Origin of the sequence: Synechococcus sp. H55.11, from assembly GCF_047462475.1 — a bacterium.
In the GTDB taxonomy this organism is placed as follows: Bacteria; Cyanobacteriota; Cyanobacteriia; order Thermostichales; family Thermostichaceae; genus Thermostichus.
The window spans coordinates 1-10,234 of the sequence record NZ_JANSJI010000028.1 but is presented as its reverse complement, the minus strand read 5'-3'; the positions used below and the strand labels follow the sequence as shown (position 1 = coordinate 10,234).

12 protein-coding genes are annotated in these 10,234 nt (G+C 53.4%); 11 read left to right on the top strand and 1 reads right to left on the bottom strand.

Going from position 1 to position 10,234, the window contains the following annotated elements; translation table 11 throughout:
• The first annotated feature begins 158 nt into the window (after nt 1-158).
• The 8 genes from NW853_RS01125 (at nt 159) to NW853_RS01090 (ending at nt 4,584) form a co-directional block, all read left to right on the top strand.
• Nucleotides 159-890 carry a hypothetical protein gene (locus NW853_RS01125; protein ID WP_414347233.1) on the top strand — a complete coding sequence of 244 codons (732 nt, stop codon included), beginning with the start codon at nt 159-161 and terminating at the stop codon, nt 888-890.
• Nucleotides 883-1,056, top strand: a complete 174-nt coding sequence (locus NW853_RS01120) for a hypothetical protein (RefSeq protein ID WP_414347230.1) — start codon at nt 883-885, stop codon at nt 1,054-1,056. The genes NW853_RS01125 and NW853_RS01120 overlap by 8 nt, the downstream gene beginning before the upstream one ends.
• 78 nt (nt 1,057-1,134) lie before the next feature.
• Nucleotides 1,135-2,355 carry a HEAT repeat domain-containing protein gene (locus tag NW853_RS01115; RefSeq protein ID WP_414347227.1) on the top strand — a complete coding sequence of 407 codons (1,221 nt, stop codon included), beginning with the start codon at nt 1,135-1,137 and terminating at the stop codon, nt 2,353-2,355.
• Between the two features lies 1 nt (nt 2,356).
• Complete coding sequence (locus NW853_RS01110; RefSeq protein WP_414347224.1) at nt 2,357-3,352, top strand: DNA-methyltransferase; 996 nt, start codon at nt 2,357-2,359, stop codon at nt 3,350-3,352.
• Nucleotides 3,353-3,520: 168 nt separating this feature from the next.
• A complete protein-coding gene (locus tag NW853_RS01105; RefSeq protein WP_414347222.1) occupies nt 3,521-3,733 on the top strand; it encodes a DUF2283 domain-containing protein in 213 nt (70 codons plus the stop codon).
• A gap of 20 nt (nt 3,734-3,753) precedes the next feature.
• Nucleotides 3,754-3,957, top strand: a complete 204-nt coding sequence (locus tag NW853_RS01100) for a hypothetical protein (protein ID WP_414347219.1) — start codon at nt 3,754-3,756, stop codon at nt 3,955-3,957.
• The gene (locus tag NW853_RS01095) at nt 3,954-4,274 is read left to right on the top strand and encodes a nucleotidyltransferase domain-containing protein (RefSeq protein ID WP_414347217.1); all 321 of its coding nucleotides are present in this window, start codon (nt 3,954-3,956) and stop codon (nt 4,272-4,274) included. Before NW853_RS01100 ends, NW853_RS01095 begins: the two co-directional genes overlap by 4 nt.
• A complete protein-coding gene (locus NW853_RS01090; protein ID WP_414347215.1) occupies nt 4,258-4,584 on the top strand; it encodes a HEPN domain-containing protein in 327 nt (108 codons plus the stop codon). The genes NW853_RS01095 and NW853_RS01090 overlap by 17 nt, the downstream gene beginning before the upstream one ends.
• 178 nt (nt 4,585-4,762) lie before the next feature.
• Here the strand turns inward: NW853_RS01090 and NW853_RS01085 are convergent, their stop codons facing one another.
• Nucleotides 4,763-5,011 carry a site-specific integrase gene (locus NW853_RS01085; RefSeq protein ID WP_414347235.1) on the bottom strand — a complete coding sequence of 83 codons (249 nt, stop codon included), beginning with the start codon at nt 5,009-5,011 and terminating at the stop codon, nt 4,763-4,765.
• Nucleotides 5,012-5,299: 288 nt separating this feature from the next.
• Here NW853_RS01085 and NW853_RS01080 point away from each other — a divergent pair, with 288 nt between their 5' ends.
• From NW853_RS01080 to NW853_RS01070, 3 genes are all read left to right on the top strand, one after another.
• Nucleotides 5,300-6,217 carry a Dam family site-specific DNA-(adenine-N6)-methyltransferase gene (locus NW853_RS01080; RefSeq protein WP_414347212.1) on the top strand — a complete coding sequence of 306 codons (918 nt, stop codon included), beginning with the start codon at nt 5,300-5,302 and terminating at the stop codon, nt 6,215-6,217.
• A 15-nt stretch (nt 6,218-6,232) separates the two neighbouring features.
• A complete protein-coding gene (locus tag NW853_RS01075) occupies nt 6,233-6,967 on the top strand; it encodes an HNH endonuclease (protein WP_414347209.1) in 735 nt (244 codons plus the stop codon).
• A gap of 458 nt (nt 6,968-7,425) precedes the next feature.
• Nucleotides 7,426-10,101, top strand: a complete 2,676-nt coding sequence (locus tag NW853_RS01070; RefSeq protein ID WP_414347206.1) for a BPTD_3080 family restriction endonuclease — start codon at nt 7,426-7,428, stop codon at nt 10,099-10,101.
• Nucleotides 10,102-10,234 lie beyond the last annotated feature (133 nt).

Here is a 10,234-nt window from a genome sequence, read left to right as displayed (position 1 = left end):
AGCTGGTCGCGGCGGGGCGTGCAAACCCTGAGGGCGCAACTGGACGGATAGGTGGCTTGGGAGAGAAAAGCTGACGCGACAGCTCGGTGTTGAATCAAAAGTTAGTCTCAAGCTAGCCTTCCCAATAGGCCCACGACGAAACCCATAGGCAGGACTGGATGGCAGGAAAGAAAACCGATACCAAGCGCGCGATCGAGTCCTACGAGCACCGCGACAAAGAGCGCGTCAACAACCCGCCCGTGGGGCTGGTAACGCCCGAGAACGACCCCGACGCCGGCCAAAAGAAAAAGCGCTACGCCTACGACCCCCACCTTGACCCGCAACTCGTCTGGGCGGGCAAGGCCGAGCATACCTCGTTCGAGGTGCCGACTGTCTCCCTGCACGTCCACGAGCGCATCGATCCGCGCACCATCATTGAAGCGGTACGGAAGAAGAACGGCCAAGCCGAACCCGTGCAACTGGGGCTATTCGAAGAAGAACGTAGGGAACCGTTGCGCCAGGCGATCGAGTTCTACCAGCACAAGCACGGGTGGACCAACCGCCTGATTGCCGGCGATAGCCTGCTCGTGATGAACTCACTGCTGGAGAAGGAGGGCCTGGCCGGCAAGGTGCAGATGATCTACATCGACCCGCCCTACGGCATCAAGTACGGCTCCAACTTCCAGCCCTTTGTGAACAAGCGCGACGTCAAGGACGGCAAGGACGAGGACCTGACTGCTGAGCCGGAGCAGATCCGTGCCTTCCGCGACACCTGGGAGCTGGGCATTCACTCATATCTCACCTACCTACGCGACCAGCTGCTGCTGGCGCGGGAGCTTCTGACTGAGAGACACAGCATTCTTGGGGAGAGATGTTCTGTGACAATAGAGAGGGCGTTGATCTATGCCTAACCGCCGCTCATTCAAATCTGACGAAAGTTTCCTGGAAAAGCTGGCCATGGGAGCGGTTGGTGCACGTGCGGTCTTCGAGAATCTGAAGCGTCAGGGCCATCGACCCATCGAACTGGAGCGTGGCTCCATGAGCTACAAGATTTGGAAGAAGATCAAAATCAAATAGCTTCGCGTTCCGGATATCCTCTGTCTGAACTGCGGCAAGCGGTTCGAGTCACGCGCCAAGACCAAACTCGAAATCAGCATGTCGCATTCACTTTCCAAACCGGAGCGCGGCTGGGACAATGGCTTGGCCAACGAAGATTTGGTCGCATTTTTATCGTGCTCAAAATCCGGCGAGCGCCCGATTGATTGGCAGGCGAGCGAACCGATCCAGTTCATAACTGTCGGCGCACTTCGGGAGGCCTATAAAGAAAAACGTGCCGTCTTGAAGAAACCCAAAGGGGAACAAGAAGGCTTCGAAGTGCGCGTAACGTGGCCTTCTGTGATTGCAAGTAGCGATGGCGTTGTCTCCGATGTATCCCCGTCGCGCCTCCAGTTTCGACGCCACACCGATTCCCGCACCATAAGTATCAGTCTGAGGCGTGGTACAGTCGACCTCCAGCCGCTTGTCCAAACCGGTGACCACATTCGCGTGGGACAAATCATTGCTTCAGTTGTGCCGGTTTCCACAGCAATTCCCTGCGTAGCGACGTCTGCGGAAAGCAAGTTCGAGCCGATGCTCACCTCTTTGTCTGTGACCGACCGCTACACCGCCGTAAAGGCTCTCTCGCACATCCAGTCTTCCAACGTTTTACAGGCCCTCCTCGCCCGCATCAACGACGATCGTGAACACATCTACGTGCGGCTCGAAGCCGCCGCTGGCCTTGCACGAGCTGGGCAAAACGACGGTATGCAGTTCATCTGCCGCACGCTGCTTGATGACTACCAATACCTTGAGCATCGTCTCGAAGCCGTTATCATACTCGGCGAAATTTGCGCGCCCGAATCGGTGAAGACGCTAACCAGCGTTCTGCTCGACAAAAGTCAGCACGCTGAAATCCGTGCCGGCGCAGCTTGGGCATTAGGCGAGCTTCAGCAATCGGCAAGCGTTGACGCACTGATTCAGGTTTTCCTCGAACTTACCGAGCCGATTCGCATCGAAGCCGCCCGCGCGCTCCGCAAAATCGTCGCTGCGACCAGCGCGGACATTACAAATGTTTTTACCAACGGCCAAGACGATCAGCGGGCTGGTATCGCTTGGGCGCTGAGCCGTTCGGGCCGTGTCAAGGTGCAGGATCTGCTCCCGCTGATGGTGGACGACGACGCACGTCGGTGGGTTGCTTACATCCTCGGCATGCAGAACAAAGACGCTTTGGTCGGTCAAATCGAAGAGCTCAGCAAACACGATCCGGAGGTCTATTTTGCCGTCACCGTGCTCTGGAAGATTCTCGCGAGCTGGGTTTACAATCTAGAGGAGCTTTGACATGCACCACTCGCTGCCTGCGCCACTCTACACCACGCAATGGGGTGAAGCCCACGTCGGTGATTCCTTTGATCTACTACCGCTGCTCCCGCCGGAGTCCATTGACCTCGTCATCACCTCGCCGCCGTTTGCACTTCAACGCCAGAAGGAATACGGCAACAAAACCGAGGATGCCTACGTGGAGTGGTTGCTGCGCTTCGCCGAACCTATCCGACGTGTGCTCAAACCCTCCGGCAGTTTCGTGCTTGACCTCGGCGGTGCCTACCAAAGTGGTCGTCCTGTCCGATCGCTCTACAACTTCCGCGTCATGCTCCGGCTGTGTGACGACTATGGTTTCTATCTCGCCGAGGAGTTCTTCTGGTTCAACCCAGCCAAGCTGCCATCGCCCATCGAATGGGTGAACAAGCGGAAGATTCGCGCGAAAGACTCCGTAAATACCGTCTGGTGGCTTTCGAAGACCGAGAACCCGAAGGCCGACATCCGGCGCGTGCTTGCGCCTTACTCGGAACGGATGCGCAAACTACTCCAAGACCCTGAAGCTTTCTATCGCCCAAAGAAGCGCCCTTCAGGTCACGACATTAGCACCAACTTCGCCACCAACAACGGTGGCGCAATTCCGTCAAACCTCTTGCAAATACCTAACTCCGAGAGCAACTCCTCCTACCTGCGCTTCTGCGCGACCGTGGGCGTAAAACCGCACCCTGCCCGCTTTCCGGAAAGGCTGCCTTCCTTCTTCATTGAATTTCTCACCGATCCCGGCGACACCGTGCTGGACGTATTTGCCGGCTCGAACACCACTGGCAGCGCTGCCGAAAAACTTGGCCGTCACTGGCTCGCGTTCGAGAAGGAACACGAATATTTAGCAGCATCGATATTTCGTTTCACAGAAGAATGTGGCCACCAAGAAATACAAACTATATGGAAACAGATCAACTCTGGAAAAGTTCCAATACACATTTTATGTGACAAACGGTTGTCTCTGTTCTCCTCTGAGTAGCGTTTAGATACATCGCCTTTCGTGAAGTCATTGAGTTGGATAGGGGACTCGAACACAAACTGGTAAGGATCGCCGGAGTTCGGCAATCGGGTTGCGGGGCATCGTTGATACTGCCGTGACGCCGCCACAGAAAATCACGGCGTATTTCGATTGCAGAAGGGCGAAACCATGAAACTGAAAGTTGATGAGCAAGCCGACGCTTTGTACCTGACCTTGGGTGAGGTGCCGGCAAGTCGTTCGGAAGAGGTCGCGCCTGGCATCATCGTAGACTACGACGACCAGGATCGCGTGGTCGGTATCGAAATGCTGTACTTGTCGAAGCAGGCGCCCCAGACCGATATTCGGCGATTGTTGTTCGAGACCGTTCCGGAAGTCCCCTGAAACACGAAGAGGCTATCACGATGTCCAGCACCACCATCGACCGCCTGATCATCAACTCGCCCTACGAGGAGCTGCGGCAACACAGGCGCTACAACCGCAAGACAAGGCGATTTGAACGGGTCGAAGGCCGCCGCCCGGCAGGATATGAAGTAGCAACACCGTGCGCCCAATCTATCGATGAGCAGGGCATCGAGAGCCTGAAGGTCATAAGGGTGGAGACATGATTGACGAGCAAGCTCTGCAAGCAATTGTGCAACGGATCGTGGCAGTGGCGCAGCCCAGCCGCGTACTTTTGTTTGGCTCCTACGGCCGCGGCGACGCCGACGCTGGCTCTGACCTGGATCTTATTGTGATTGAACCAGAAGTGTCCGACCCGTATGGCGAAATGATCCGCTTGCACAAAGCTGTGGGCTCGATTGGCCCAGGGCTTGATTTGCTGGTTTATTCGGAGGCCGAATACCAACGGCGCAGTCAGGTTCCGGGCACCGTACTGTACTGGGCGCGCAAGGAGGGAAGAGCCCTCTATGAAGCCCCATCTTGAAGAGGCCTGGCGATCCCTGCGCTTGGCCGATCGCGACCTCAAGGCATTTGAAGTTTTGAAAAGAGACCCGGAGGTTCACCCTTCTATCCTCTACTTCCATGCCCAGCAAGCGGTAGAGAAATCTCTCAAGGCGGTCTTGTTTGCCCAACAGATCGAATTTACACGCACCCATGACCTGGTCAAGCTGGCGCGTCTGCTTGGTGACCGGGGCATCTTGTTGCCGGTTGAGGAAGATCAACTCCGCCAACTCAACCCTTTTGCTGTTGATTTTAGCTACGACGACTTCATTGAATTTGCCCCTATTTCCTAGCATGAGATGGCAAGTCTACCCAAAGAGATTCGCTGCTGTGCAACAGAAGAAGTCGGTAATGCAACGGAAAGGGAGAAAAGTAATGGCTAGGACTACGATTGACCGGCTGATAATCAATTCGCCCTACGAGAAGCCACAGCAACTCTTATGCTACGACCTCGAGCCTCGGATCTTTGAACTAGTGGAAAGCCGCTATAGGAATACTTTTATGTCGTTTAGCTCGTTCAATATGGTCAATGTCTGGAATTTCCAGATGTAAAACCTGGCGATAAAGAAACAATAGAGCATTCAAAGCAATATTTTGTGTCGAAGGAGCAACGAGTTTCTTTACTGCCAAATAAGTCAAGTAAGTTTTGATTTTTTCAATGCCCATCTTCCTTGGGAGTCGCTTTTTGTGAAATAGAATAAAGTTTTTGATGTAATAGATGTAGAATTCTTCGTGGAGATGGCCATATGCTTAAGCCGGATGACTTGACGCACTTGGTCAAGGAGCTTGGTCGGTTTAGGTATAGGGCGGTCGTGGTTGTGGGGCATTGGGGATGCTATACTGAAAGAGTCACTACAGTAAATTTTACCGACAAAATCCGGTTCAGCCGAAAATTTTGTATCAGAGGGCTTGCTAGGTGGAAAACGGTGGTGTGGTGTATAGTTAGCCGCCTTTAGTGACATAGACAAGATGACCGCTTGTTACGTATAATCTCTGGGGTACACAGTCATGAGAGTTCCACATCCAATCCCATACCAAGGAAGTAAAAGGCAAATAGCCCATTACATATTGGCCTATTTCCCGCGAGAGATAGGCACATTAATTGAGCCTTTTGCTGGTTCGGCTGCCATTTCCATTGCTGCCGCTTGTTACGGGAAAGCATCTTCTTTTTATCTGAACGATATAAATAGACCTTTGATGGATCTATGGCAAGAGATCATAAATAATCCTCAAAGTGTTGCGACAACCTACGAGCGGCTCTGGCAAGAACAGCGTGCGAACCCAAGACAATTCTACGATTACGTTCGAGACGAATTCAACCGTACACAGCGGCCAGACTACTTACATTATCTTCTGGCAAGATGTGTGAAAGCATCAATAAGATACAACCCTAGGGGGGAGTTTAATCAGAGTCCAGATAATCGCAGGCTAGGCCGAGATCCTAAAAAGATGGCAGATGATATATTTGCAGTTTCGTATTTGTTTCGTGGTAGGACAATAATAACCAGCAAAGACTATAGGGAAGTTCTGTATATTGCTACCAAAAGAGACTTGGTATACATGGATCCGCCATATCAAGGAGTTTGCGATAACGGCGACCCTCGTTATTACAAAGGGGTAGATTTTCAAGAATTTATACAGGCATTGGACTATCTAAATGCTCAAATGATCCCATTTATCTTAAGCTATGATGGGCGCACTGGAAACAAGAAATTTGGTAGAGAATTACCAACTGAACTAGGATTACACCGAATTGAGATCAAAGTTGGGCGTTCAACCCAAGCAACTCTTTTAGGCAGAAACGAGATTACATATGAATCAATTTACCTTTCGAAGTCCTTAGTAGATCGACTAGGTTTTGACCACAATGAAGTTGTTGGGAGAATTGATACCCATCAAGAACTCCAACTTGAACTCATGAAATAGGCAAGTAGAGAAAACATGACTATGTCGCCAGAGGATCAAAGTCGAATAAGAAACCTTATTCCTTCTATCAAGAACAAGCGTGCCCGTGTAGTAATTGAGCATATTCTTCAACATGGGTACATTACGACAGAACAGTTAAAAAAGGATTATGGTTACAATCACCCACCCCGAGCTGCGCGTGACGTTCGAGAAGTGGGCATACCCTTAGAGACATTCCGCGTAAAGTCATCAGATGGACGTTCCATAGCCGCCTACAGATTTGGAGACCTAGATAAAATTCGTAAAGGACGACTTCAGGGAAGAATCGCATTTCCCAAGCAATTCAAAAAACAATTGTATGAACTCGTCCATGGTAAATGCTCTATCTGTTCTGGTGAATTTGAGGAACGTTATCTTCAGGTTGATCATAGAATTCCATACGAAGTAAGTGGAGATACAAATAGCAAAGATTGGAATGCGAAAGATTACATGTTGCTTTGCGGGTCCTGCAACCGCGCAAAGTCATGGTCTTGTGAGCATTGCGAAAACTGGATAAACAAAAAACTACCCCAAGTGTGTCAAGGGTGCTATTGGGCTAATCCTGAGAACTATTTCCATATCGCCCTTAGAGAAGTAAGACGCATAGATATACTATGGAGCGAAGAGGAAGTACAAACCTATGAAAGGTTAAAAGAAAAAGCACAGAGAAGTCAACGTCGTTTACCTGAGTATGTTAAGATGGTAGTACGAAAGCATTTAGATGAAACGTAATAGCGAACTTCCTGCGGCGGCTAACACGCGCTTGCACCTGACGCCGCTCCGCTGCGCTACGCGGCGCAGGTGAAGCGCAGACCGTTGGGAAGTACTTCCGACAAGGTACCAATTATAAAACGCAACTATGACTTTACAACAAGAGATGGCTTCCAAAGCGCAACCGAGGGTGTCCGTTTATCTAATCAAGGCTAAAAAATAACACAGAGCAAGACGGATGAAAATTAAGTTGGATGAGCAGGCAGGCTTGCATCTAAATGTCCCTCTTAAGAGGGTAAAAGTGAATGTTGGTGCTGGTAGCAAAGAAAGGTTTCAATATTTAGTACTTCTAATTAATCGCAACAGGCTAGAAGGCCCAGAAAAGTCCCAGGCCAAGCTCAAAGGTTATTTTGTCAGAGCAAGAGTCGTGACTAGTAAAGGTTGTAGGTGAAGGAGGGCTGGAGCCTAAGATCTAGGTAGTGGCCTCCGGTGATTTTCGGGCTTCCGACCGTCCCGGGATCTTTGTGGAGATTCCGCTGGTCAACCAGATCCGCCCGCGCGTGAAGGCTTGGCGTGAGGCAGGCTACCCGGGTGTGACCAGTATCACCAAGCGGCTCTTGGATCACTGGCGTGACCCTGAGGAGTTCGACAGACGTCGCTTTTTCTTTTGCCAGTTGGAGGCTGTGGAGACGCTCATTTGGCTAACCGAGGCGCCGCCTGCCGAGCGGGTGGGCATTGAGATCCCTGGCGACGGTGGGGACTTTGATCGGCGGTGCTGCAAGATGGCAACTGGTACGGGCAAGACCATCGTCATGGCGATGGTGATTGCCTGGCACATCCTCAACAAGGTGGCGAACCTACAGGACGCACGTTTCTCGAAGAACGTGCTGGTCGTTGCGCCTGGGCTGACGGTCAAGAAACGGCTGGCTGTTCTAGAACCGGCGGGCGCAGGCAACTACTACGAGGCCTTCGACATTGTGCCCTCTGCCCTGCTGGACAAACTGCGGCAGGGCAAAGTGCTGATTCGCAACTGGCACGCCCTAGCCTGGGAGAGCGAGGAACAGATCAAGAAGCGCAAAAGCGTAGACAAGCGCGGCGCAAAGAGTGACGAAGCCTACACCCGCGAGGTGCTGGGTGAGATGGCGAATGCCCGCAACCTGCTGGTGATCAACGACGAGGCCCACCACGCCTGGCGCGTCAACTGGGAGGCGGAAGGTAAGTATCTGCGCCAGCATGGCTTAAAAGACAGCGCCGCAGAAGCCACAGTTTGGGTAGGCGGACTGGATCGTCTGCATCGCTCGCGCGGCATCCTGACCTGCTACGACTTTTCTGCCACCCCCTTTGCGCCCTCGGGAAAAAAGAGCAGCGAGGAGGCGCTCTTCGGCTGGATCGTCAGCGACTTTGGGCTGAACGACGCCATCGAATCGGGGCTGGTGAAGACTCCGCGCGTGGTGGTGCGTGACGACGCCGTGCCGGATGCCAAGACCTACAAGTCACGGCTTTACCACATCTACAACGATCCGGAGGTCAAAGACGACCTGAACCGCCAGGCCAAGCCAGAGGAGCCGCTGCCCGACCTGGTGCTGAACGCCTACTACTTGCTGGGCTACGACTGGCGTGAGACGTGGAAGGCCTGGAAAGCGGCTGGCCTGCCCACGCCGCCCGTGATGATCACCGTCTGTAACCGAACCGAGACGGCGGCGCGGGTGAAACACGCCTTCGACTCACGGCGCATTCCCATCGACGAGCTCTGCAACCCAGAAGGGATCCTGCACATCGACTCGAAGGTGTTAGAAGAGGCTGAGGCAAAGGAAGAGCCCACTGCAGTGGTGGAAGCCTCAGACGAGGCTGAGGATGGGGAAGAGGAAGACGCACCAGTCGAACGTCAGTTGACCAAAGCAGAGCAGGCAGAACGTTTGCGAAAGATCGTAGATACGGTGGGTAAGGTAGGGCAGCCCGGCGAGAAAATCCAGAATGTCATTTCCGTCGGGATGCTGAGCGAGGGCTGGGATGCCAAAACCGTGACGCACATCATGGGGCTACGGGCCTTCACTTCGCAACTTCTGTGCGAGCAGGTTGTGGGCCGAGGCTTGCGCCGCACATCCTACGAGGTCAACCCACAAACGGGGCTGCTCGAGCCCGAATACGTCAATATCTTCGGTGTGCCCTTCACTTTCTTGCCGCACGAGGATAGCGGAGATGGCCCGCCGCCACCACCAACACCCAAGACCGCGGTGGAGCCGGATCCGACCAAAGCAGAGTTTGAGATCCGCTGGCCAAATGTGGTGCGCATCGAGCGCGTACTTCAACCAACGTTGACTCTCGATTGGTCAAAGGTGCAGCCACTAGAACTAAACGCTGCCCAGACACCGCAGGTGGCAGAACTGGCACCAGTTCTTGAAGGCAAGCCAGACGTGACCCAGATCAGCCGCATTGAGCTAGAGCGGTTGGCGCGGGAATTTCGCACCCAGCGCATTATCTTCGCAACTGCCCGGGATGTGTTCGATCAGATGAAGCCAAGCTGGAAAGGCAGTCGCGAAATCTTGCTGGCGCAGTTGGTGCGGATTGTCGAGCAGTTCATTCGTTCTGACCGCATCTTGATCTCCCCACCTCTTTTTTATCAGGATGAACTGCGCCGCCGCCTGATCATCACCCTCAACATGTCACGAGTTGTGCAACATGTCTGCGAGGCGGTGCGGCAGGAGAACACCGAGCGGCTTACTCCAGTCTTCGACCGCGATCATCCCATCAGCTCGACAGGTCAAATGCGCACCTGGTACACGAGCAAACCTTGTGAACGCACACGCAAGTCGCACATCAACGTCTGCGTCTACGACAGCACCTGGGAAGCATCAGATGCCTACGTCCTCGACAACAGCGACGCCGTGAGCGCCTGGGCAAAGAACGATCACCTGGGCTTCGAAGTCCTGTATGTGTATGGTGGCGTAGTACGCAAGTATCGGCCAGATTTTCTTGTGCGGCTATCCAACGGCGACATGCTCATTTTGGAAACGAAGGGACAAAACACCGAACTAGACCGGGTGAAGCAGCGCTATCTGGACGAGTGGACGCAGGCTGTCAATGCCCATGGCGCGTTCGGTCGCTGGCGGTGGAAGGTGGCACGTCACCCTGGCGAGATACGGGACATTCTCTGACTTCCCTCTCCCAGAGGGAGAGGGGCTGGGGGTGAGGGCGTCAGCGGCGCGGAGCGCTTAGTATGGGACTACCAAGCTACTCTGCTGTGTTGGCCGAGTTGGCTCCTGAGGGGCATGGAGAAGGAAACACTCG

Coding starts and splice junctions, on each gene's coding strand:
- NW853_RS01075 (WP_414347209.1), top strand. CDS start 6,233: ATGACTATGTCGCCAGAGGATCAAAGTCGAATAAGAAACCTTATTCCT.
- NW853_RS01100 (WP_414347219.1), top strand. CDS start 3,754: ATGTCCAGCACCACCATCGACCGCCTGATCATCAACTCGCCCTACGAG.
- NW853_RS01105 (WP_414347222.1), top strand. CDS start 3,521: ATGAAACTGAAAGTTGATGAGCAAGCCGACGCTTTGTACCTGACCTTG.
- NW853_RS01080 (WP_414347212.1), top strand. CDS start 5,300: ATGAGAGTTCCACATCCAATCCCATACCAAGGAAGTAAAAGGCAAATA.
- NW853_RS01090 (WP_414347215.1), top strand. CDS start 4,258: ATGAAGCCCCATCTTGAAGAGGCCTGGCGATCCCTGCGCTTGGCCGAT.
- NW853_RS01115 (WP_414347227.1), top strand. CDS start 1,135: ATGTCGCATTCACTTTCCAAACCGGAGCGCGGCTGGGACAATGGCTTG.
- NW853_RS01095 (WP_414347217.1), top strand. CDS start 3,954: ATGATTGACGAGCAAGCTCTGCAAGCAATTGTGCAACGGATCGTGGCA.
- NW853_RS01125 (WP_414347233.1), top strand. CDS start 159: ATGGCAGGAAAGAAAACCGATACCAAGCGCGCGATCGAGTCCTACGAG.
- NW853_RS01120 (WP_414347230.1), top strand. CDS start 883: ATGCCTAACCGCCGCTCATTCAAATCTGACGAAAGTTTCCTGGAAAAG.
- NW853_RS01110 (WP_414347224.1), top strand. CDS start 2,357: ATGCACCACTCGCTGCCTGCGCCACTCTACACCACGCAATGGGGTGAA.